22 protein-coding genes and 1 pseudogene are annotated in these 23090 nt (G+C 63.5%); 3 read left to right on the top strand and 20 right to left on the bottom strand.

Translation table 11 applies throughout. From position 1 onward, the window contains the following. Positions 1–13: 13 nt before the first annotated feature. The 10 genes from ACZ46S_RS01270 to ACZ46S_RS01225 form a co-directional block, all read right to left on the bottom strand. On the bottom strand, positions 14–796 hold the full coding sequence (locus tag ACZ46S_RS01270; RefSeq protein ID WP_464063032.1) for a cyclase family protein: 783 nt from the start codon (positions 794–796) through the stop codon (positions 14–16). A 48-nt stretch (positions 797–844) separates the two neighbouring features. Continuing rightward, positions 845–2041 carry an MFS transporter gene (locus ACZ46S_RS01265; RefSeq protein ID WP_295741951.1) on the bottom strand — a complete coding sequence of 399 codons (1197 nt, stop codon included), beginning with the start codon at positions 2039–2041 and terminating at the stop codon, positions 845–847. Positions 2042–2052: 11 nt separating this feature from the next. Then, the gene (locus tag ACZ46S_RS01260) at positions 2053–2997 is read right to left on the bottom strand and encodes a SphA family protein (protein ID WP_295741948.1); all 945 of its coding nucleotides are present in this window, start codon (positions 2995–2997) and stop codon (positions 2053–2055) included. Between the two features lie 157 nt (positions 2998–3154). After that, positions 3155–4138: a fumarylacetoacetate hydrolase family protein gene (locus tag ACZ46S_RS01255; RefSeq protein ID WP_464063031.1), complete on the bottom strand. Its 984-nt coding sequence runs from the start codon at positions 4136–4138 to the stop codon at positions 3155–3157. A 16-nt stretch (positions 4139–4154) separates the two neighbouring features. Next, the gene (locus ACZ46S_RS01250; protein ID WP_295741942.1) at positions 4155–5273 is read right to left on the bottom strand and encodes an FAD-dependent oxidoreductase; all 1119 of its coding nucleotides are present in this window, start codon (positions 5271–5273) and stop codon (positions 4155–4157) included. Positions 5274–5278: 5 nt separating this feature from the next. Continuing rightward, positions 5279–5698 (bottom strand): Rieske (2Fe-2S) protein, encoded by a 420-nt coding sequence (locus ACZ46S_RS01245; protein WP_464063030.1) that lies wholly within the window; start codon positions 5696–5698, stop codon positions 5279–5281. Beyond that, complete coding sequence (locus ACZ46S_RS01240; RefSeq protein ID WP_464063029.1) at positions 5653–6609, bottom strand: VOC family protein; 957 nt, start codon at positions 6607–6609, stop codon at positions 5653–5655. The genes ACZ46S_RS01245 and ACZ46S_RS01240 overlap by 46 nt, the downstream gene beginning before the upstream one ends. Positions 6610–6630: 21 nt before the next feature. After that, positions 6631–7788 carry an alpha/beta hydrolase family protein gene (locus ACZ46S_RS01235; RefSeq protein ID WP_464063028.1) on the bottom strand — a complete coding sequence of 386 codons (1158 nt, stop codon included), beginning with the start codon at positions 7786–7788 and terminating at the stop codon, positions 6631–6633. Positions 7789–7999: 211 nt separating this feature from the next. Continuing rightward, positions 8000–8935 (bottom strand): LysR substrate-binding domain-containing protein, encoded by a 936-nt coding sequence (locus tag ACZ46S_RS01230; RefSeq protein WP_464063027.1) that lies wholly within the window; start codon positions 8933–8935, stop codon positions 8000–8002. An 87-nt stretch (positions 8936–9022) separates the two neighbouring features. Continuing rightward, positions 9023–9166: a hypothetical protein gene (locus ACZ46S_RS01225; RefSeq protein ID WP_464063026.1), complete on the bottom strand. Its 144-nt coding sequence runs from the start codon at positions 9164–9166 to the stop codon at positions 9023–9025. A gap of 122 nt (positions 9167–9288) precedes the next feature. Here ACZ46S_RS01225 and ACZ46S_RS01220 point away from each other — a divergent pair, with 122 nt between their 5' ends. After that, positions 9289–9696: a c-type cytochrome gene (locus tag ACZ46S_RS01220; protein ID WP_464063025.1), complete on the top strand. Its 408-nt coding sequence runs from the start codon at positions 9289–9291 to the stop codon at positions 9694–9696. Positions 9697–9821: 125 nt separating this feature from the next. Continuing rightward, positions 9822–11474, top strand: coding sequence for an outer membrane protein assembly factor BamB family protein (locus ACZ46S_RS01215; protein ID WP_464063024.1), 1653 nt, complete (start codon positions 9822–9824; stop codon positions 11472–11474). 209 nt (positions 11475–11683) lie between these two features. On the opposite strand, the gene ureG is transcribed toward ACZ46S_RS01215, so the two are convergent. Both ureG and ACZ46S_RS01205 read right to left on the bottom strand, forming a co-directional pair. After that, the gene (ureG, locus tag ACZ46S_RS01210; RefSeq protein WP_295746250.1) at positions 11684–12298 is read right to left on the bottom strand and encodes an urease accessory protein UreG; all 615 of its coding nucleotides are present in this window, start codon (positions 12296–12298) and stop codon (positions 11684–11686) included. 18 nt (positions 12299–12316) lie between these two features. Beyond that, complete coding sequence (locus ACZ46S_RS01205) at positions 12317–13564, bottom strand: glycosyltransferase family 4 protein (RefSeq protein ID WP_464063023.1); 1248 nt, start codon at positions 13562–13564, stop codon at positions 12317–12319. Between the two features lie 83 nt (positions 13565–13647). On the opposite strand from ACZ46S_RS01205, the gene ACZ46S_RS01200 reads away from it, so the two are divergent. Next, the gene (locus ACZ46S_RS01200; protein WP_464063022.1) at positions 13648–14823 is read left to right on the top strand and encodes a glycosyltransferase; all 1176 of its coding nucleotides are present in this window, start codon (positions 13648–13650) and stop codon (positions 14821–14823) included. Here the strand turns inward: ACZ46S_RS01200 and ACZ46S_RS01195 are convergent. The 8 genes and pseudogenes from ACZ46S_RS01195 to bamA form a co-directional block, all read right to left on the bottom strand. Continuing rightward, entirely contained in the window at positions 14756–15943 is a 1188-nt protein-coding gene (locus tag ACZ46S_RS01195; RefSeq protein WP_464063021.1) for a sulfotransferase family protein, read from the bottom strand. The two genes, ACZ46S_RS01200 and ACZ46S_RS01195, sit on opposite strands and share 68 nt — an antisense overlap. A gap of 22 nt (positions 15944–15965) precedes the next feature. Beyond that, positions 15966–16364 carry a lactoylglutathione lyase gene (gene gloA / locus ACZ46S_RS01190; RefSeq protein ID WP_295744961.1) on the bottom strand — a complete coding sequence of 133 codons (399 nt, stop codon included), beginning with the start codon at positions 16362–16364 and terminating at the stop codon, positions 15966–15968. A gap of 30 nt (positions 16365–16394) precedes the next feature. After that, positions 16395–17212, bottom strand: a pseudogene (locus ACZ46S_RS01185) (LpxI family protein). A 145-nt stretch (positions 17213–17357) separates the two neighbouring features. Continuing rightward, a complete protein-coding gene (gene lpxA / locus ACZ46S_RS01180) occupies positions 17358–18152 on the bottom strand; it encodes an acyl-ACP--UDP-N-acetylglucosamine O-acyltransferase (RefSeq protein WP_464063020.1) in 795 nt (264 codons plus the stop codon). A gap of 112 nt (positions 18153–18264) precedes the next feature. Continuing rightward, complete coding sequence (gene fabZ / locus ACZ46S_RS01175) at positions 18265–18711, bottom strand: 3-hydroxyacyl-ACP dehydratase FabZ (protein ID WP_295744986.1); 447 nt, start codon at positions 18709–18711, stop codon at positions 18265–18267. Between the two features lie 41 nt (positions 18712–18752). Beyond that, positions 18753–19811 (bottom strand): UDP-3-O-(3-hydroxymyristoyl)glucosamine N-acyltransferase, encoded by a 1059-nt coding sequence (gene lpxD / locus ACZ46S_RS01170; RefSeq protein WP_464063019.1) that lies wholly within the window; start codon positions 19809–19811, stop codon positions 18753–18755. Positions 19812–19814: 3 nt separating this feature from the next. After that, positions 19815–20594 carry an OmpH/Skp family outer membrane protein gene (locus tag ACZ46S_RS01165; protein WP_295744970.1) on the bottom strand — a complete coding sequence of 260 codons (780 nt, stop codon included), beginning with the start codon at positions 20592–20594 and terminating at the stop codon, positions 19815–19817. Next, positions 20595–22985 (bottom strand): outer membrane protein assembly factor BamA, encoded by a 2391-nt coding sequence (gene bamA, locus ACZ46S_RS01160; RefSeq protein WP_464063018.1) that lies wholly within the window; start codon positions 22983–22985, stop codon positions 20595–20597. Positions 22986–23090 lie beyond the last annotated feature (105 nt).

Genomic DNA, 23090 nt, shown 5'->3' with positions numbered 1-23090 from the left:
CTAAAGACGGCGATCACGCCGTCTCCGCCTCCCAGACAGCGACCGCCCTGGTCCAGCCCGCCGAGCCATTCTTGATTTTGGTCGGAAAGCAAATGATGTCGAAACCAAAGGGCGGCAGCTCCGCCAGGCGGGCGAGTTTTTCCAGGTGACAATAGCCGATCTTAGCGCCGGCCTTATGCCCCTCCCAGATCAACGACGCATCGCCGGTTTCGGCAAAGCGTCTGGCTGTAAGCGGAAAGGGCGCGTCCCAGCTCCAGGCGTCGGTGCCGGCGACGCGCACGCCCCGTTCCAGCAAATATAAAGTCGCCTCACGGCCGATTCCGCAGCCTTTGCCCAGATAAGCCGGCGTGCCATATGCCGCGCCGGCGGCGGTGTTGATGACCACGATATCCAGCGGCCGCAATGTATAACCGATCCGCCGCAACTCCGCCTCGATATCCGCCGCGCTCGCCACATAGCCGTCTTCCATATGCCGGAAATCCAGCTTGACGCCGGGACGATAACACCAATCCAGCGGCACTTCGTCGATCGTGATCGCGCGCGCGCCGTCATCCATCGTCGGATGATAATGCCAGGGCGCGTCCAGATGCGTGCCGTTATGGGCGGTGACCTGCAAGCTCTCAACCGCCCAGCCGGCCCCATCCGGCAATTGGTCTTGCCTGAGGCCGGGGAAAAAATTCAGCACTTCCGCGACGCTTTGCGCGTGATCCTGATAGAGGATTTTTGGCCGCAGCGGCGGCGGGTCGGCCGGGGTGTCGTTATCGATGGCGACTGAAAGATCGAGAAAGCGTCTCATTCAACTTCACTCCAGAAAGGGCAATCCGCGAGCCGGGGGCGGCTGCGTTCAGTCGGCCGCCGGCAGAGCGGCGGCCTGAACGCGAATGGCCAAAGGCGCGAGCAAGGCGGGCACCATCAAGGCCACCAGACCCCAGCCGCAAAAAGCCATGGCGCTGACCAGGCTGACCCCGCCATGGCGCAAAAGCAGGATGACAAGCGGGCTGAGGAACTCGCCGAGGAACACGCAGCTATTGAAGCCCCCGGCGCCAACCCCGCGAACCTTCGAGGGCAGCGCCGCCAGCGCCCAGGTGATCAGCCCCACCAGCAGCAGGCCGCACCCGAAGCCGTTCAAACAGCCGCCCAGCAGCAAACCGCCCTGCCCCTTGCTGACCGAAACCAGCAGCAGCCCAGCGCCAGCCGCGAAAAACCCGCCGCCGAACACCGGCACATAGCCAAAGCGCACCAGCAGGCGGAACAGCAAGGCGCCGGCCAGCACCGAGGCCTGGTTGCCGGCGGAAAGCAGCCCCGCAATGGCCGGCGAATCCAGCCCCAGCCCGTGCAGAATGAAGCTGAGCTGAATGGGCACCATCAGCAGCGCGATGCCGGTGACCAAGGCAAACGGGTAAGCCACGGCCAGCACCCGCCAGGGCAGCTTCTGCGCCCCCAGATGCGGCGTCAGGCGATGCGGCCGGGAAGGCTCCCACAACAGCTTCAAGGCAAAGGGAAACATCACGATGCCGGCGACATAGAGCCAGAACGGCGTGCGCCAGCCAAACTCCCCCAGCGCGCCGCCGAGCCCGAAAAACACCGACGCCGCGAAGGACGCGACCGCCCCCTGCAGGGAGAGCCAGAGCATACGCCGGCGTCCTTCGAAATAATCGCCGATCAGCGCGGTGCAGATGGTCATCACCACCGCCTCGGCAAGCCCCAGCCCGGCGCGCGAGAGCACGATCGCGTGCAAACCCTGCAAATAGAGCGGCGCGGTGCCGAACAGCGTGTAAACCAGCAAGCCGATCAGCAGCAGATGGCGTCTGCCGAATCTGTCCGCGAGCCAGCCGGCCAGGGGCGAAAACACCGCGATCATCAGGGCCGGAATGGTGAGCATCACCGGCGTCAGGGCCGCGACATTGGGGGTTGTGATGAAATGCGCCTGCACCTCGGCCAGCACCGGCCCAAGCAGGACGGCGCCCAGAATGGGCAGGCACGACCCGCACAGCAACAAAATGCCCTGGCCGGTTCCGGCCTGGCGTTGCGTCTCGTTCATCCTCCGCTCCTTCAGCTGGCGTGGACCGGCGGGGCCGGCGGCGGCGGCGCGAATAGCGGAAAGCCGATATTCACCCAGAAATTATTTTCCTTCGGCGCGTTTTTTGAAATCACGTCGAACTGATCATTGACGTTGACGATGAAGGGGATCTTCCCCAGCAACCGGCCGCTATAGGTAATGGAGGGGCCGATCCTGAAAATCTCCTGGCGTGAGCCGGGAATTGCCGCGCCATACTGGTTGTCGCGTTGATATTCCTGCAGCCAGCCGCCGGTCACGCCAAGCTCGACCGGCCCGATATTCCAGCCGGCGATATAATCCGCCAGGTAGGCATCGCCGGAATGGTAATGGGTGCGCGTATTCGTGCTGTTGAAGAAGAGGCGGTTGGAAACGCCGATATCCAGCCCCTGCGGATTGTTGTAGCGCAGCGAAAGCACCGGCGAGTAGGTGGTATAGCCGGAGGCGATGGCGGGCTTGCTGGCGCTGTAGGCGCCGGTGGGCAGAATGAAGTCAAGCCCGCTGGCGATTTTGAAATTCCGCGTCACGTTCCATTGGCCGAGAAACGGTGTGATGGTGAAATTCGCCACACCCGCGGTATGAAATTTCTGCCCGAATATTTCCGTGTTCAGCACCACGATCGGCGGGACGATTTGCGTGTAGAGACGCCCATTGCCCGGCAATGTCACTGGCCAGCTGATCAGAATACGCGGCGTGGTTGAAACGGAATGCACCTTGAAGGGAGGGATCTGCTTCTTGTCGCCATGGCTGTCGGTGAGATAGCCAGCACCGGACACGTTGGTCTGGTCCAGCAGAAAAATCCCGGGAATCGGCGGCAAGGAGGCGATGCCGATCGAGGTGGTGCCGACGGGATAAGGGGCGCTGTCATTTTCGAATGCCAAAGCCGGTGCCGCCGCCAGGCAGCATGAGAGGGCCACGGATATTTTCAGGATTTTTTTCATTTCCCCAGACTTTCTCTTTGTAAAGGCGCTTTGCGCGCCGCTTGGACGGTTGCGATCAATCCATAATCATGGCGTTTTGGAAAATTTAGTTTTTATATGCCTCCCATTGAGCGTCTCTATCGGCACGGAAAATCCGTGAAAGACGCTTACGAAATCATCATATTTCCTGACGCGGCGCGGCGACGACGCGTTGCGATAGGGCCCCGAAAGGCGCTTGGCCGTTGGCATCGTAAGCCGTCATCGCGACCTCGTCGCCAAACTTCAGGAAGGCGGTGCGCGCTTCGCCATGCAAAATCATCTCGCCGCCGCGCATCTCCGCGATGCAAGCGCTCCCCACACGCTGCGGCGCGCCTTCCGAAACGGTTCCCGAGCCCAGCAAGGTGCCAGCGCAAAGGCGGCGTGTGCGTGCGGCGTGGCGGATCAGCTGCGGAAAGCTAAAATCCATCGCCGCGCCATCGGGCTGGCCGAACAGCGCGCCGTTCAGGCTGACCGAGAGGCGCAATTTCACCCGCCCCTGGTCCCAGGCCGGCCCCAGCTCATCGGGGGTGATCGCCACCGGCGCGAAGCTGGTGGAGGGCTTGCATTGCAGCCAGCCAAAGCCGGTGGCCATTTCCCGCGCGGCCAGCGCGCGCAAGCTCCAATCATTGGCGATTGTCAGCAACCGGATCGCCTGATGTGCCTCCTCCAGCGTTGCCCCCATCGGCACATCGCCCAGGCACACGGCGAACTCGCCCTCGAAATCGATCCCCAACGCTTCCGAGGGGAATGGCACATCCTCGCACGGGCCGAGCAGGCTATCCGATCCGCCCTGGTAGATCAGCGGCAGATCGCCCTGCACATTCTTCTCCAGGCGCAGCGCCTTGGTCATCAACGCGCCATGCGCCAGAAAGGCGGAGGCATCCAGCCATTGAAAGCTGCGCGGCAGCGGCGCCATCGCCTGGCCGGGATCGAAGGCGAAGCTCTCGCATTGGCCGTCGTTCAAGGCCTGATACAAGCTGCGAAGCGCCGGTTCGCGCGCCTCCCACTGGTCCATCAGCGCCAGCATGGTGGGCACGGGCGCCAGGCAGGCGCGGGAGAGATCACGCGAGACCACGGCCAGCCGCCCATCGCGGCTGCCATCACGCAAACTGGCCAGCTTCATGGGTCGCTCCCCTTTCTCAAATCGGCGCCGCCAGCGCCTGGTGGCTGTCGCGCATGATCCGCGCATGTTCCGCCTTGTCGCCACCCGTCCGCTCGATCACGCCAAGCCGCGCCGAGTTTTCCACCACCATGCGGCAGCGCTCCCAGCGCCGGGCCTGGAAGCGCGCGAGCGCGGCCTCGATGCCGCCGCCGCCCGCGAGTTCCTCGGCCAGCACGATGCCATCCTCGATCCCGATACAGGCGCCGGAGGCCAGATGCGGGGTGGTGGCGTGCACCGCATCGCCCACCAGCACCACCCTGCCCTGGTACCAGCTCTTCAGCAGCAGCCCTTCCAGGGGCCGGTAGATGATCTGCGACCGCGCCCCCAGCTCTGCCCTGATCGCCTGCAAAGCCGGGTCCGGGAATGGCGCCAGCAAGGCGCGCAGATGATCGACGAAGCCTGCCGGATCCAGGCGCTCATGCGCCGCGCGGTCCTCGGTGACGAAAAGATACATCTCCTCGGCGGAAACCGGATTCACCCCCGGCTTCACCCTGTCGCCCATCCACATCGTACAGCGCGCAATCTCGGGCGGGCGCGGCAGCACCGCGCGCCACACACCCTGGCCGCTATAGGACGGCGCCGGCGCGTCCGGGAACAATGCCGTGCGTACCTTGGAATAAAGCCCATCGGCGCCGATCAGCAGATCATACCGGCCTGTCCCGCCATCGGTGAAGGCCACCTCCACGCCGGTTTCGGTCTGGGTGATGCTGGAAAAGCTCACGCCCAGCCGCACCGCGACGCCGGCCGCGCGGGTGGCGGCGGCGAGAACGCCCGCCAGGACCGGCCGCATCACGCCAGCACCGCCCGGCACATCCGGCCCCGCCAGGCGCGGGGTGGGCAGCTGGCCGATCAGCGCCCCGGCCGGGGTGCGGATATCCACGCCATCAGAGGCATGGGCGACACGCAAAAACTCATCCAGAATGCCCAGGGTTTTTAACGCCCGCAAGGTCGCGCCGCCCAGGCTGATCCCCGCGCCGTAAGCCCGCCAGCCCGGGTCGATCTCAACCAGCTCGACCCGCATGCCCCGCTTGGCCAGCTCAATCGCCGCGGCCATGCCCGCGAACCCGCCGCCAATGACGAGACTATTCTTCGCCATTCCACTCATTTTGAAATTTCCTTTGAGGTCAAAGGCGCGGATGCGGTGGGCAGGAGCCGCACCAAACCCTGCGCTGTCAGCTCCACCGGCAGGGCGCTGAGCGACAAGCCGGCGCATGGCCCCGAAAGGCAATGGCCGGTTGCAATGTCAAACAAGGCGCCATGGCCGTGGCAGACAATATGCGCGCCGTCCGCATCCAGATATTCATGGCGCCGCCAGGCCATGCGCGCCCCTGGCCAATGCGGGCAGGAATCGCGGTAGGCATAGACATGCCCGGCGCGGCGGACCAGAAAAATCGTATCGTGCCCGTCTTCACCAGGCTCGACGCCGATGGCGCCATCAACTGGAATCTCTGAAATATGGCAGAGCACCGTCATGCTCAGCTGGCCGGCCGGGCATTTGGCGGCGGCCCGCCGGGCGCCCATTTCTCACGGAACTGGAACAGATAAGCCTGGCTGGCCTCGGGCCCCATCGCCGTGGCGCGGGGCACCCAATGATCGTCATGCTGGTCCATGTCCGCGTCGAATTCGGCGTGGCAGCCCATCGGGCAATTGAAATACCAGAACCAGTTGCTGCCGAAATGATGCCGCCCCGGCCCCCAGAAGCTCTGAAAGCCGCGCTTCACCATCTGGGTTCCGGCCGCCAGAACCTGCGAGGGGCTGGCCATGTGGAAGGCGAAATGCTCGATGCCTTTGATATGCGGCGGGCTTTGGATCAGGAACAAGGCATGATGATCCGCCATCCCGGCCGGACGCAGGAAGGGCCCGACATCGGTGAAACGATCCGTGCAGCGAAACCCCAGACGCTGCGTGTAGAAGGCTTCCGCCAACGCCACATCGGGAACGAAATACACCACATGGGACAAGGTGCGCGGCCGCGCCGCCGGCGCGCCGGGCGTGACACCGATGACATTCAGCCCACGGCTTTGCGCCGAATTCGGAACGTTTGGCATCACCTCCGCCGGCACCTCCAGCGGCTTGCGCGCCGAGACGCAGATCCGCAAGGCAAAGCCCAGATCATCGTAAAATCCGATGCTGCCATCGGCATGCCAGGTGACTTCACGGTCGCGCGCCATCTCCTTGGCAACCGCCTCGATCGTGTCCGTATCGGCGGCGCCGTAAACGGTCTCGCGCAGCATGGACCCGGTTTCCAACGCGGCGGGCAATTGTGCGTCCGAGCGCGGACGAATGCTGATCCAGGTTCCATCCTCGGCGAGGAAATGCCCGCCGTCATCGGCGCGCTCCACCACTTCAAGTCCCATGTTGGCGAGGAATTCGTTGCAGGCGCCAACATCGTCAACACCGAAAACAAGCCCCTCAAGGCTGGTGATGTTCATGTCTCTCTCCGTGATATCGGTTCAGGCCAGCCGGCCGCCGAGGGTTTGCGCCACCCAATCGGCGATATAGTGGCCGGCATTGATGGAATTATCGAAACTCGAATGCTGCACACCACCTTCGCGATCGGTGAAAATCTTCAGCTCGCGCTTGGGGCTGTTGACCAGCGCGTCATATGTACGCCGCGCCATCTCCAGCGGAATTTGTGAATCCTTCTCGCCATGCGTGACCAGAAACGGCACCTTGATGCGGTCCAGAATCCCGTCGAGATGCACATGTTCCGCAATTTTCATGAATTCATCGATATTCGCGGCACCCCAGACCCAGCAGACATGCTCCCAGTAATGCGGCACCGGAAAGCTGCCTTCTTTCGCCAGACGGCGCTTCTGCACCTCCCGCCAATCGTGATTCGCCCCCCAGGACACGCCCATGGCGAAGCGCGGCTCGAAGGCCACGGCGCGCGGACAGTAATAACCGCCGAGCGACACGCCCTCCAAGCCGATCCGCTTGGAATCGATCCCTGGCTGGGTTTCCAGCCAATCCACCACGACGCTGGCCCAATGCTCGGAATCATAACGTGCCGTTAGATTATGCAAGCGCAACGCCTCGCCCGTGCCGGGCTGATCGATCACCAGCGAGGATACACCCCGCCTGGCCAGCCACGCCGGCAGGCCGACGCGATATTTCATCTCTTTCGTGGAATCCAGGCCGTTGACCTGCACCAGCACGGGCGCGGGGCCGCTCACATCCTCAGCCTGCACGAACAAGCCGGAAATCACCTTGCCCTCGTAAGGGATTTCCACGCGCCGGCAATTCTCCCTTGAGAGCGCCACGCCTTTTTCGAAAATTTCCAGAACTTTTTTGTAAAGTTCGAGCCGGCCAGGCGCGTCGCGCGATTGCAGGCGCTCGCAAGTCAGCAGATAGATGGCGGCGCGATTGAGCTTTTCACCTGCGGATAGGAGCCGCCCCGCTTCTTCGTCCTCCCGCGCGAGCGCGACCAGCTTGCCGGCCATGTTTTCCCAGGCTTCGCGGAAGGCCCGCGTGCCGGCGGCATCCGGGGCTTTCGCCGCCTCGTGCAAAGACGCGCACATCTCCTCGATCTCGCCGATCCTTGCCCCCATCTCGATGGCGAGATCGACAGAGAGATTCCAAACATAATTTGTGGGAAAATAGCGAAACATGCATATCTCCGCGCCTACCCGCGGCTTGTGCGCGAGGTTACGCCTGATGAGAGTCAAAATCAGAAATCGAGCCCGTTCACCCGGGCCATGACGCGAATAAATTATCCGCTCGGCAAAGACGAAATCCCCTCACAACTTTTGTTGTGCGTTCATTGCGCCAGGGGGGACGGCCGATCAAATCATCGTTTTGAATGAAAGCAATAAAGATTGTCTATGAGTGGGAAAACGCCGCGTCGATCAAGGCTTGCAGCCTTTGCGCCTTATCCTTGACCAGCCCACGCAACCACTGATTGCCGGGATCGTCATTGAGATGAGCCGGCCAGCACATCACTTCCGGCAGCGTGGGGAAGGTGAAATCGGGCTTCACCACCCGAAGTCCCTTGCCGACCCAGTGGCGTGCCAGCAGCCATGGCAGGCTCGCCACTAACGGCGTGCCGATGACGGCCGCCGCCAGATTGATATAGTTGGGCAGACGAAGCCGAATATTCCGGGTGATGCCCGCGCGCGAAAAATAAAGGTCAGACTGGCTGATATGGGACGATTCGCCAAACTCGATGGCCGCGTAAGGCATCGACTGAAATGACTCGAGCGGCAATGTGGCGCCGACCGCGTCATTTCCCTCCCAGATCACCGGGACAAATTTATCCTCGAAGACGGTTTCAAAATGATCATTCGCGTTCACGAATTCGGGCGGATGAAACATCAGATCCATCTTGCCTTCGGCAAATCTCTGCCTGGCCGGCGCTGAAACACTGACGATCTGGGTGTTGATGCGCGGGGCGCGGTGCAGCAGCTCGCGTTGAACATCGAGCATCAAGGCGTCGACGACATAATCCGAAGCGGCAATGGCAATATCGGTCTCGGCTTCGGCGGGATCGAAACTGGAGCGGGTCAGCGCCACACGCTGAGCCTGCCGCAACAGCTCTGAAACCGGATCACGCAGCCGGCTGGCCAAAGGTGTGGGCACCATGCGCCGCCCGACCATCACCAGAAGCTCGTCCTTGAAATGCAGCCTTAGTCTGGAGAGCGCATTACTGATCGTCGGCTGCGTGACGTTCAGCTGTTCCGCGACGCGGGTGACATTTTCATGCGTCAGCAACGCATCCAGGACGATCAGCAGATTCAGGTCCAGGCTATTGATCCGCAACGCGCCGCCTCCCTTTATTATCGACAAACACACTCATCGCGCCGGCCCTGGAGTCACGGCGGCGCGGCACGCTATCACGGCCTTCGGCTACAACTCCATGGGCAAGCTCTGCGCGATTTCGAACGGCTCATATCTTGGGGAGAGGCGGGCGCCACCGCCAGCCGGGAAATCCTGGCGCCCAGGCGAGCCGCCCGGCCTGTGCGAAAGCCGGGCCAGCCCGGATGAAACCATGCCTTGCATCCGGGGCAGTATTCATTGTAGCCTCAATATAAACGCGAAGATTGCGGCGGCGTCCTAAAAATCAAATCAAAGCTGCGAACAAACCAATGAGTTTTCAAAAAATTGCCTCCAAGTTGGCACTGCTGACCCTGTTTTCCCTGGCGGCCGTCACGCCGGGCCAAGCCGCCTGTCCAAGCGGCGGGATCTATTCACCGGCGCAGGCGCAGGCTGGCATGAGTCTCTATAACGATAAATGCGCCTCCTGCCATAATGCCGACATGTCCGGCAATTCCGGCCCGGCGCTGGCGGGGCCAAAGTTCCTGGCCTATCTGCAATTCACCAAAATCACCGCCTCGCAGCTGGAATCATTTATCGCCGCCCAGATGCCGGCGGATGCGCCAGGCAGCCTGACGGATGCCCAATACAAGGATATTTTTGCCTATATCCTTTCTTATAACCATTACCCGGCGGGAACGGCGGATATGACGAATGACGGGTTAAGCTGCCTCAATATGCTGCCTTACCCTGGCAAGGCCCAATAGTTCGGGCGTCCAAGCAAGGCCCCAAAATTCCAAAAAATCAAGGAATAAGCCAACACAACAAAATCAGGGAGATTGAAATGAACGGTTCAAGGTTCAAAAAGACATCTGCAACCCTGGCTTCACTTATGGCCGGCACGGCGCTGCTGCTCAGCCTGGGCGCGGCGCAAGCGGGCCAGCCGCCAGAGAATATGGGGGCTGAAACCGGCGGCGCGAAAGCGGCGGCCAGTGGCCCGGCGGTGACGGCGAACACCAACGTCACCGATGAAATGACCGCGAATGCCGCGAAAACCGGGCAAAACTGGCTAGGCTCCGGCGATGGTTATGAAAATCACCGGTTTTCGCCGCTGAAACAGATCAACGACACGAATATCGCGAAACTCGCTCCGGTCGCCATCGCCCAGACCGGCTATACCGCCAGTTTCGAGACGACGCCGATCATCGTCAATGGTGTGATGTATATCACCACGCCGATGGTCAACAGCAAGCAGGCGCTCATCGCCATGAATGCGGCCACGGGCGAGACGCTATGGACCTACACCTACACGGACGGGCTGAACCAGATCTGTTGCGGCCCGGTCAATCGCGGCGCCACCGTCGCGAATGGGAATGTCTATTTCCTCACGCTCGATAACAGCCTGGTCGATGTCAACGCCAATACCGGAGAGCTGGTCTGGAAGGTGAATGTCGCCGATGCCCAGGCCGGCTATTCGGAAACCATGGCGCCGATCGTCTATAAGGGCCAGGTCATTATCGGCAGTGCCGGCGGCGAATGGCCGATCCGCGGTTTCGTCGCCTCCTATGACGCCACGACCGGCAAACAGACCTGGCGCTTCAACACCACGAACGACAAAACCAGCTGGGCTGGCGAGTCCTGGAAAACCGGCGGCGGCACGGTGTGGACGACCCCGGCCATCGACACCAAGCGCGGCCTGCTGATCTTCTCGACCGGCAATCCCAATCCGGATCTGGATGGCTCGCAGCGCGCCGGCGATAATCTCTACACCGATTCCATCGTCGCGCTGCACATCAAGGACGGATCACTGGCCTGGTACTACCAGGAAGTGCCGCATGATGTCTGGGATTACGACGCCGTCAGCAATGTCGTTCTGTTCGATACGATGGACCATGGCAAAATGGTGCCCGCGGCCGGGCAAGCCGGCAAAACCGCGTTTTTCTATATCGTCAACCGTGAAACCGGCAAGCTGATCCGCAAATCCGAACCGTTCGATGAGCAGAAGAACATGTTCGCGCCACCGACAAAGGAGGGTGTGCAGAGCCTGCCCGGCGCCAATGGCGGCGATGACTGGGCCCCGCCGGCCTATTCGCCGCTGACCAAATATATCTATGTGATGGGCATGAATCAGCTGATGACCTTCACCACGGAGAATAATGCTGGCGATATACCGGGCCAGATCCGTCTCGGCAGCACCTTCAAGAATGTACCGCACGGGCTGCAAAACGGCACCTTCACCGCCATTGACGTGAATAGCGGCAAGATCGCCTGGAACGTGACCGTGCCGCAGCCGACGATGGGCGGGGCCTTGGTCACCGCTGGCAACATCGCTTTCATGGGCGAGGGCAATGGCTGGTTCGATGCCTTCAACGCGAAAACCGGGAAGAAATTGTGGCATTTCTACCTGGGGGCGGGCGTCAACGCGCCGCCTGTCGCCTATGAGGTCAATGGCCGTGAATATATCGCCGTGGCCGCGGGCGGGAATTTCCAGATGACCTATCCGCTCGGCGACGCGGTGGCGATCTTCGCCTTGCCGCAAGGCTAGGGCAATATATGTTTAGATCGACGCGCGAGCGTCAAGATAAACATATGAAATGGCTTGCTAAAACAAAACCTGGAGCAAGACGCGTCGCTGTTTAAAAAAAGGCCCGCGTCTGCATCAAGAAGCCCGGTCAGATCTGTTGATCTGACCGGGCTTTGTTATATCCGCGCGCATGCGGCATCGACGTGATGCGTCACGCCGAGGCTTTCGGCTCAGGCCGCCTTGCTGAACAGCACCGCCTTGGTGATGGCATCGGCCAGCGCCTCGATCCCCTCGCCGCTGCGGGCATTGGTGGCCAGGAGCGGCTTGCCGGCGCGGGCGGTGGTCGCCTCTGCCAGCATCGCCTCCAGATCGACGCCGACATGCGGGGCCAGGTCGGTCTTGTTGATGACCAGCAAATCGCAGCGCAGCACGCCGGGGCCGCGCTTGCGCGGGATATCGTCGCCACCGGCGACATCGATGACGAAAATCCACCAATCGACCAGATCCAGCGAGAAGGTGGAGGCGAGATTATCGCCGCCGGATTCGTAGATGATCAGTTCCAGACCGGGATTGGCGGCTTCCATCCGGTCGCCGGCCAGCATGTTCAGGGTCGGGTCCTCGCGGATCACGGTATGCGGGCAGGCACCGGCCTCCACCGCGCCGACGCGCTCAGGGTCGATCAGCCCGGAGCGGCGCAGCCGTTCCGCGTCCTCGGCGGTGACGAGATCGTTGGTGATGACGGCAAAATTCACGCCGCGTCGCTGCAGCACCGGGATCAAGGCTTCGATCAGGGCGGTTTTGCCTGAGCCCACCGGGCCGCCGATACCGATTCGCGCTGCTGTCATCTGCCCTCGTCACTCCATTCACGGGTTCGCAATCTCAGCAAACACCTTGGGCGATGGCGCGTCCAGCCCCATCGCGCAGGGCCGGATTCCGGCCGCCGCCAGCGCCGCCTGCATGGGGGCGCCATCCAGACAGGCCCTGGCATATATCTGCCCCTGGCGACCGAGCTGGTGGCGCTGCGCCGGATGGTCAGCGAGGCGGCGCAGCCAGACAGCGGCATGCGCGATCTCCGGCTCCGCCCACATTGCGCCCGGCAGATCCGCATAATGCCCGCCCGCATCGCGGACCGGCACCAGGCGATGCGCGACAAGGCCAGCGCTGTCCTCATCCATGAAAGCGAGATTGCCGGACCAGCCGGTGGCCACCACCGGCTTGCCCGCCAGCATCGCCTCGGCCAGCACCAGCCCGAAACCTTCCGCCCGGTGCAGGCTGAGCACGATATCGGCCCGCCGCAGCAAGCCAGCGAGGCGCGGGCGTGGCCAATCCTCCGGGATGATGCGGATATTCGGCCCGGCCTGGGCCTGCACCAAAGCGGCCTCGCGCGGGAAGGAAGCCGCCCCCTGCAGCTTGACGATCAGCATACGGTCCGCCCGCACGCCGAAGGCCTGGCGAAACGCCGCGATGGCGGCCAGCGGGTTTTTGCGTTCCAGACCGGAACCGAGAGCGAGCACGACCAGCACCACCACCGCCTCTGGCGGCAGCTCCAGAGGCTCAGGCGCCGCCGGGGCGGGCGGTGGACAGAAGGCCAGCGGATAAGGCACCAGCCGCACCCGGCCAGGCAGCAACCGGCTCAGCGCCTGCGCCACGAAGGGGGATGGCGCCCAGATCTCATGCACATAGCGCACCCCCGCCGCCCAGGCAGGCGGCATTGTCGGCAATTCCCAGACCCAGCTGCCGATGACGCGGCGGCCGCGCAGGAAATCCGCACCGCCACGGGCCAGCATCGGCGCCAGGCTGGGGGCGTTGACCGCCAGCAGCAGGGCAGCATCTGGTGGTACTTGGCCGCTGCGGGCCTGGCCGATGCCCAGCCGGACCGGCGTGCCGCCATAGCCCAGCGCGGCCGCCGCCGTGGCGAAACGCCGCGCCGCCTCGCCCAGCCCTGTCGGCGCCTCCATCTCCCCCGCCACAGCAAGCCCGGTCGAGCGAGGGGGCGGGATCGGATCGCAGGAGGGAGCCATTTGGCCGGCGAGCCAGGCCAGCCCGTCCCGCCGGGCCTTTTGCGGCAGGCAGCGCCAGAGCCGATGCGGCAAGGATAGCGAACCAGTCACGTCCCCCTCCATACGGGTTGTAATGATTCACCTTTTAGCAACTTTTAGTTTAATTTCGACAACGTTTTTATTATGCTGGGCACATGTCCGAACCGCTCTTATTGCCCTTTCGCCCGGTCCAGCCGGCCGCGCCGCACGGGCTGGCAGCCCCCCTCGCCGGACGGCTGCTCTGCGCCATGCGCTATGGCCCGCTCGGTGCCAGTTCGCGGCTAAGGCTGGGGCAATATATGCCGCTTCTGGTGCAGGCGGGATTGAGCGTCAGCCGGAGCTCGTTTCTTGATGATGAATATCTGCGGGCGCTCTATGGCGGGCGAGCGCGTGGCGGGGCGGCGCTGGCCGGATATTGGCGGGCCTTGTCCCTGCCCCAAGCCATCCGCCAGCATGATCTGCTCTGGATCGAGAAGGAGCTGCTGCCCTGGATGCCGTTCTGGCTGGAGCGCGGGGTGTTGGGGCAGACCCCCTATATTCTGGATTTCGACGATGCCTGGGCGCTGCGCTACGCGGCCTCGCCGTCGGCTTTGGTGCGGGCGGTGCTGCGCAACAAATTCGGGCAGCTGCTGCGCGGCGCGGCCCTGTGCATCGTCGCCAACGAAACGCTCTATCGCTGGGCCGCCAGCGAGGGGGCGCGCCATATTCTGCTGCTGCCGACCGTGGTGGACACCGCCCGCTACGTGCCGCTTCCTCCTCCGGACGGCCCGTTCACCATCGGCTGGATCGGCACACCGCTGACCGCTGCCTATCTGGATCTCGTCGCCGCGCCGCTGCGCCAGCTGGCGCGGGAGGCGCCGATGCGGCTGCTGGTGATCGGCGCACCGGGCTTCACCCTGCCCGGGGTGGAGGTGGAAAGCCTGCCCTGGAGCGCGCAGAGCGAGACCGAGCTGATCGGGCGCTGCCATGCCGGCATCATGCCGCTGCCGGACAGTGAATGGACCAACGGCAAATCCGGTTACAAGCTGATCCAGTATATGGCGATGGCAAGGCCGGCGGTGGGCAGCGCCATCGGCGCCAATCATCGCGTCGTCCGGCCGGGCGAAACCGGCTTTCTCGCCAGCACCAGCGCGGACTGGCTGCAAAGCCTGCGGACGCTACGCGACGACCCTGCCCGCGCCAGCGCGATGGGCATGGCGGCGCGGCGGCGGGTGGAACAGCATTACAGCCTCGCCGTCACCGCGCCGCTGCTGGTGGAGACGATCAGCGAGCTGCTTGGCAATAGGTTTGCACGTAGGGCAGAAAGGCCGTCTGCAGGGCCGGCACGCTGAGCTTGAAGGTCTCCAGCCGGTAGGGCGCGTGGCGTCCATACCCGCCGCGGGGCTTGGCTTTGATCTTGCCATCCATCGCGGCGCGGGCGGTCGCGGTGAAGGGCTCATCGAAATGCGCGTAGATGCGCTCGATCGCCGTCAGCGGGTCGGCGGTGAATTCCTCATACTGCATGTGCAGCTTGCGCGCCGCCGGCACATCCGCGCGCTGGTCGAATTCCAGCAACAGATTGGCGCCCTGCGTCCAGCGCGCCGCCACCTGGGCGCCGATCTCCCCGGCATCGATATTGCGCAGGAACGGCTTGCGCAGCACCTGGGTGAGATGCGCCACCGACCCCAGCACGGCGATCGGGTCGCGATGCAGAATGACGAAACGCGCATCCGGATACACATCCAGAATCGCATCCAGCGTGAAAGTGTGGTCCGGGCATTTCAGCACCCAGCGCGCGGCGCTGCCGTTTTGCAGGAATTGCAGAAATTTCTTGTGAAACACAAAGGCATCGCGATGGCCGTGGGTCTCCAGCCAGTCGAAATAACCGGGCACGCGATGGGTGCTGTCGAAGCGCAGGCTCTGGAAGACATGCGAGGTGATCTCGCTGCATTCCTGCGGGCTGTCGGCATGGATCGGGTGCATGTCGCGAAAGCCCGGGGCGAGACCGTTGAACAGATCCAGCTGCTTATCGACGCTGACCACCCGCTTGTCGCCGGCCGGGTTGAAGCCGGCCGGGCGCGGCGCGGGATAGATCATCTGCCAGTTGCGCGGCACCTGGTTGTCAGGGTCTTCTGCCATCAGCGCATGCAGGAAGCTGGTACCCGAGCGCGGCAGGCCGAGGATGAACAGAGGCGCCTTGACCGGCGTGGCGCCGAGCGCCGGATTGGCGCGGTGGGCGTCCTCGATGGTCTGGGCGTTGCGCAGCAGCCGGGCGAAATCCCAGCGCAGCGAGACGCGGCCGAACAGGCTCAGCTCTGATTCGGCCTGAATGGAGGCAAGCAGCGCCTCCAGCCCGGCGACGGAATCAGCCGTGGGTGAGGCCCCGGCGGTGCGGATCAACGTCTGGGCGGACGGCACCGCGAAGGCGCCATCCGGGATGACCTTATCGGCCCAATTGAAGCTCCGGCTCAAACACGTCGCCAGGGCTGACATCTCAGTGCGGCTTCCGCTCGATCAGCTCGATCTTGTAACCGTCCGGATCCTCGATGAAGGCGATGACGGTGGTGCCGAATTTCACCGGGCCGGGCTCGCGGGCAATTTTCACCCCGGCGGCGCGCAGTTTTTCGCAGGTGGCGTAAATATCCGGCACGCCCAGCGCCAGATGGCCGAAGGCAGAGCCGAGTTCGTAGGTCTCGACGCCCCAATTATAGGTGAGCTCAAGCACGGTATTGCTGCGCTCATCGCCATAACCGACGAAAACGAGGGTGTATTTGCCATCCGGCACCTCATTGCGGCGCAGCTCCTTCATGCCCAGCAGCTCGGTGTAGAATTTTACGCTTCGTTCGAGGTCGCCGACCCGCAACATGGTGTGGAGGTACGTAAATTCGCTCATCGCCTGTCCTCTTCGCTCGCGTTCATGAACTTATGTTGAAACGCCCAACAAAAAAATATGTTCTTTGTTCGCTGTTTCAATAAGTTGCAGTTTCGAGGCCAATATGGTGCCGCCGGCTTCAAATGCCACCCCCCTAAGCCCAGCACGGGACGCATGGCTTATCGTATCCGGCCCGATTGTCGGCAGGTCGGCGCGGCGCTCCTGTTGCGGTTTCGCCATTTTCACCAGCACCCCGGCCGGGCCAGGGCGCGTGACGGGGGGATGCGGGCGAGCATCGCATCGGTGCCCTCCACGGTTTCCACAGCCAGCACGATGCCCTGCTGGACGACGCAGGCCTGGCCGATATCGGCGGCGCCGATGAGTTTCAGCACCTCGATGCCGCGCTTGATGTCGGCCATCGCCTGGGCGTCCGGGCCGAAAGCGGTGAGCAGCCCGTCAGGGGCCAGCGCGTCGTTGATGATCTCATGCGCGCCGAGCACGTTGAAGCCTTCCTCGGAGAGCACCCGGACGATGGCGGCGAGCAGACCGTCATCGCCCAGAAACGCCGCCTTGCCGATCCGGGCCAGGAGTTTCGCCCCTTCGGCATCCGGGCGCAGCGAGAGGAAGGAGGGGCGTTTGACCGGGCCGATCATCACCAGATCCCGGCAGCCGCGGTCACGGAAGGCGCGGATCATCGCGCCGATGGCGCCGAGCCGGAAGGCGTGATGCGGGAAAGGTTTCACGATTTCGGGCAGCGCATAGCCTTCGAGGGCGGCAATGAAGACCTCTCGCCCGGACGCCCGCGCCGCCGCCGCCACCTGCCCCGGCAACGGCCCGCCGCCCGCGATAATCCCCAGCGGTGAACTCATGCCCCTGCCCCCTTTCAGATGCGTCGATCTTATGTGGCAAAAGTTTTTCGGGGTATGGGGGCTTTTTGAAAAAAGCGGCCCCTCCGGCGCCTTTCCAACGCCGCTAAAGCGGCGTCGGAACCTTGGGCGCCTGCGCCCAAAACTTTTATTCCTCCTCGCCCGCGACGTTCGTCAGGATACCGTGCTTCGAGGGCGTGGCGATGAAGGCGAGGATCTGCTGGACATGTTCATTGTCCTTGTAGGTTTCGCCAGCCTGGGCGACGCGCGCGGCGAACACGCCGGGGCCGCAGAACAGGAATTTATAGGCGTTATTGACCTCGGCCAGCGCCGCCTTCTCCAGCCCGCGCCGCTTCAGCCCGATCAGGTTCAGCCCCAGCAGCTCGGCCCGGGTGCCAAAGACGCGGGCATAGGGGATCACGTCGCGGGTGACACCGGTGAGGCCGCCGACCATGGCGCCGGTGCCGACCCGGGTGAATTGCAGCAAAGCCGCATTGCCGCCGATCACCGCGCGGTCGCCGATCTCGACATGCCCGCCAAGTGCGACATTGTTGGAGATGATGACGCCATCGCCCAGCACGCAATCATGCGCGACATGGACGGTGGCCATCAGCAGGCAGTCGGCGCCGATGCGGGTGATGCCGGAGCCGGTGACGGTGCCGCGATGGATGGAGGCATGCTCGCGGATCTGGGTGCGCGGGCCGATCACCGTTTCGGTCTCCTCGCCCTTATATTTCAGATCCTGCGGCTCCAGCCCGATGGTGCAGAAGGGGAAAATCTTCGCCCCCGCCCCCACCCTGGTGCGCCCGGAAATGGCGACGTGGCTGACCAGCTCCACCCCCGCTTCCAGCACCACATCCCGGCCGACCGTGCAGAACGGGCCGATTTTCGCATCCGGCGCGAGTCTGGCGCCGGCTTCGATGAGGGCGGTGGGGTGAATCATGGGTGTTACCGTATCCAGCATGTCTTGTCCGCTTCAAGCTGCCCGGGCTGTAGCGGGGCGAAGCGTCCGAGGCCAATCAATTTCAATTACCGCTTATGTCTCGGCGCAGGCATTATGCCGGCGTCTCGTTCTCCATGATCATCGCGGTGATCGTGGCCTCAGCTACCATCGCGCCATCGACACGGGCGGCGCAGGCGAAACGCCAGATCTGGCCCCGGCGCTTCTCCTTGGTCACGGTGATGCGCAGCTGGTCGCCCGGCGTCACCGGCTTGCGGAATTTCGCGCCGTCGATGGACATGAAATAGACGATGGGAATCCCCGCATCCGGCCCCAGCGTGGCGATGACCATGCTGGCGGCCGTCTGCGCCATGCTCTCGATGACCAGCACGCCCGGCATCACCGGATGGCCGGGGAAATGCCCCTGAAAAAACGGCTCGTTGACGGTGACATTCTTGATGCCGACGGCGGAATGGTCGCGGCGGATCTCCACCAGCCGATCGACCAGCAGGAACGGGTAGCGATGCGGGATCATGCCGAGGATCTGCTTGGTATCGATCATCTCGATATCAACGGGCGGAAGGGCGGGGGCAGTCTCGTCGGTCATTCTTTATCAGATCCCTGTTTTGGTCCTTTGCGCCCGGACTGGGCGAGTTTGCGCAAGGTGATCACCTCGCGGAAGAAGCTTTTCACATTCTGGGCGGGCGCGCCGAGCACTTCCTCGCCGGCCGGCACGTCCTGCATCACGCCGGATTGCGCGCCGATGCGGGCCTTGTCGCCGATTTTCAGATGGCCGGTGAGCCCGGCCTGGGCCGCGATCATCACCCCCTGGCCGATCTGGGTGGAGCCGGAGATACCAGCCTGCGCCACCACCACCGAGAAGGCGCCGATATTCACGTTATGGCCGATCTGCACCAGATTATCGATATGTACGCCAGGCCCGATGATGGTGTCCTGGGCGGAGCCGCGATCGATGGTGGAGTTGGCGCCGATTTCCGCGCCATCGCCGATCAGCACCCGGCCGAGCTGCGGCACCGGGGTGAAGCCGGTTTTGGAGATGGCGAAGCCGAACCCGTCCTGGCCGATGCGCGCGCCGGGATAGATCACCACCCGGTCGCCGAGAATGGCGTGGCTCACCGTTGCCTGCGCATGGATGCGGCAATCGCGCCCCACCACGACGCCAGGGCCGATATGGGTCAGTGCGCCGATGGAGCTGCCCGCGCCGATCTGCGCGCCCGCGCCGATGACCGCCCCCGCGCCGATTTCGGCCGTGGCATCCACCTCCGCGCTCGGATCGATCACCGCCGAGGGGTGAATGCCGGCCGCGGCCTGCGGGAAAGGATAAAACAAAGCCGAGATTTTGGCCCAGCCGACATAAGGCTCGGGCACCGCCAAGGCGATGCAGCCTTCCGGCACCTTCTCCGCGAAATCAGGATGCAGGATGACGGCGCCGGCCTTGGTTTGCGCCAGCAGCGACGCATAGCGGCGATTATCCAGAAAGCTGACATCGTCTGGCCCCGCGGTCTGCAGGGGGGCGACGCGACGGATCAGACGCTCGGTTTCGGGCGCCTGAATGCCAAGCAGCGCCGCGAGGGCGCTGACCGGATGGGGCCCGGCATAGCGGAAGAACCGCTCATCGCCGGGTTTGCCAGTCTCTGCCATGGATCAGGGGCTGCCGTTGCCCTGGTCGCCCGGCTGGTCGACATGCATGCCCGGCGTCACCACGCTGGGCGGCACCTTCACGCTCGGCAGCAGCTTGTTCAGCTCGGTGGCGGTTTCGTCGGTCAGGTCGAAGGCGGCGACGTTCAGCACCGCCTGCTCGCGATGCAGCACCAGGTTCATGCCATGCGCCTGGGCTTCCTGCTTGACGATGCCTGCCAGCATTGCCTCGATCTGCTGCAACGCCTGCTGCCCGGAATTCTGGATGGCCTGGTTGCGCTCCTGGAACTTGGTCTGGGTCGCGGCGATCTCGTTCTGCAGCGCCTGCTCCTTCTTCTCCAGCTCGGCATCAGACAGCTTGCCGCGCTCGGCGACGATCGCCTGCTGCTCGCTCTGGATCTTTTCGCGGGCAACCTGCGCGTCCTTCGAGAGGGCGGCCTGGCGCTTCTCGATCTCGGCTTGCACGGCCTGGGCGGCGGTGGATTTCTGCAGCACTTCCGGCACCGAGAGCACGCCGATCACGGCGGTCGGCGGCGGCGGGGCGGGCGGCAGGGCGGGCAGGTCCGGCACCTTGTACTGGGTCTGGTCCGGTTGCGCGGCGGCGGGGGAAGCTGCGTCGCTATGGGTGGCTTTCGGCTTGGCGGCAGGTGCGGCGCTGTGCTGCTGGGCGCTGGGCGGCATGAAGAAGCCGGGCGAACCGGACGAGGCGGACTGGGCATGCGCCGCCGGCGCGGCACCCAGCGTCAGCAGCGGCAGAACGAGCGCGTAACGGGAAAGAGCGGACACTTAGAACCTCGTACCAAAAGAGACGCGGAATTGCTGAACCTGATCGCCCTTCTTCTTCACCACGGGCTGGGCCAGCGACAAATTGATCAGGCCGAACGGCGTATTCCAGGAAATACCGACACCGGCGCCGACGCGCGGGGCGGAGCTGTTGAGCAGGGTGGCGTTGTTGAGCGTGTTGGCGCCCCACAGCGAGCCGACATCGACGAAGGCAAAGCCGGAGATGCCGATATCCTTGGAGATCGGCAGCGGGAAATGCAGTTCGGTGGACTGCGTCCACATATATTTGCCGCCGATCTGGCCGCCCTGGCTGGTGAGGGTGCCAGCGCTGTTATAGACCGGCTCGACATAGGGGCCGACGCCGCCATCGGCGAAGCCGCGCAGATTATCGCCGCCAAGGAAGAAGCGGTCTTCGATCTTGTCGGTATAGCCGCGCATATCGGCGAGATAGCCGGCGGAGCCTGAGAATTTCAGCACCCAGGCCGGGTTGCCGAAGATATGCTCAAGCGGGATGTAATAGGCGATGTCCGGGGTGATGCGGAAATATTTCGCATCGCCGCCAAGCCCGGCCAGATCCGTGGTGATGTTCAGGCGCAGGCCCGAATGCGGGTTCTGGTCGTCATCCAGATAATCGAAGCTCAGCGTCTGGCTCAGCTGCGAGAGCGAGGATTTGCCGGCTTCGTTCTGGATATAGATGTTGGTGTTGGAGCCGGTCGGGATGTCGTAAATGTTACGCTGGCTCACCGTGTAGGTGAAGGTCTGCCGCACATTATCGTTGAAGCGGTAGCCCAGGCGCACATCGGCACCCATCGTGCTTTCCGAATAGGAATAGTTCTGCCCGACGGAGGTGTAGGAATTCGTCACCGTGCGGAAGATATCCCAGCCCGCGATCAGGTTGCGGTCGAGGAAATACGGGTCGGTCATGCCCAGATTGATCTGGGTGCCGCGCTGGGCGATCAGGGCGTTGATCGAGGCGTTGATGCCCGTCCCCAGGAAGTTGTTCTGGCTGAGGCCGGTATTCAGCAACGCCCCCAGCGAGGTGGAGTAGCCGCCGCCCAGCGAGAACTGGCCGGTGGCCTGCTCGGTCACCGCGGTGTTCAGCACCACCTGCTGCGGCGTCGAGCCCGGCTGGGTGGTGATCTTCTCATCCTTAAAATAGCCGAGATTTTTGATGTTCTTGGTGGATTCGTCGATCTTGCTCTGGTTGTAGGCATCGCCGTCCGCCACCGTCATCTCACGGCGGATCACCTTGTCCTCGGTGCGGGTATTGCCGGTTATGTCGACACGCTGGATCCACACGCGCGGGCCGTTGACCACATTCAGGACGATGTCCATCGTGTGATTCTTTTTGTCCAGCGACACCTGCGGGTTCACCGTGGCGAAGGCATAGCCGAGATTGAGAGCGCGCTTGTTCAGCGCGTCGATGCCTTCCTGCAGCGCATCGCCATCGAACCAGTCGCCCTTGGAGAGCGGCACCAGCCCGCGCAATTCCTGCTCGGGCAGGTTCTTGATCCCGGAGACGATCTTGATCGAGCCGATCCGGTAACGCGCGCCCTCATCGACCGTGAAGGTCAGGTAGAAGGATTTGCGGTCGGGGCTGAGGCCGGCATTGGCGCTCAGCACCTGGAAATCGGCATAGCCCTTATGGAAATAGAATTTGTGCAGCAGATATTCGTCATACTCGACGCGCTGCGGGTTGTACTGGTCCGAGCTGGAGAGGAAGCGCCACCAGGCGCTCTGCCGGGTGGAGACCACCGTGCGCAGCGTGCCTTGCGAGAAATGTTCATTGCCGACGAAGGTAATGCGGCTGATCTTGGTCTCGAGACCCTCATCGCACTGGAACACCACATTCACGCGGTTATCCGGCAGCTTGACGATATTGGCCGTCACCTGGGCGTTGTAATAGCCCTTCTTGGCATAGGCATCGAGCAGGGCGCGGCGGTCGGCCTCGGCGGCGGCGGGGGTATAAACCGAGCGCGGCTTCAGGCTGACGGTAGCCTGGGCGACCTTGTCGGTCAGCTCGGTATCGCCGGAGAACAGCACCTGGTTGACGATCGGGTTTTCCACCACCGCCACATTCAGGTCGCTGCCCTGGCGGGTGATGTTCACGCTCTGGAACAGCCCGGTGGCGTAGAGCGTCTTCACCGACTGGTTGATGGCCTGCTGGTCGAAAGGCTGGCCGGGCTGCGCCACCATATAAGCGATGATCGTGCTGGACTCGATCCGCTTATTCCCGGTGACGTTGATCGCGGCGATGGTGCCGCCCGTGGGAACGGGCGCCACCGGCTTATTATGATGCGTGGGGGTCGCGGCCTGGGCCTGTTGGCTGGAAGCGGCGAGCATGGCCGGCAGCAGGCAGACGGACGCCAGAAGAACGGAGCGCGGCTTTAGCAATCGAAATCTCCCAAACCTAGAACCCCGGGCTGCCGGGACGTGCCATCTCGCGGCGTTTGGCACGGGTGAACGCAACCGGCAAGGTGGCACCGCCCTGCGCCGCTG

The organism is Acidocella aluminiidurans (genome assembly GCF_055383125.1).
This window is presented reverse-complemented; position numbering and strand designations above follow the sequence as displayed.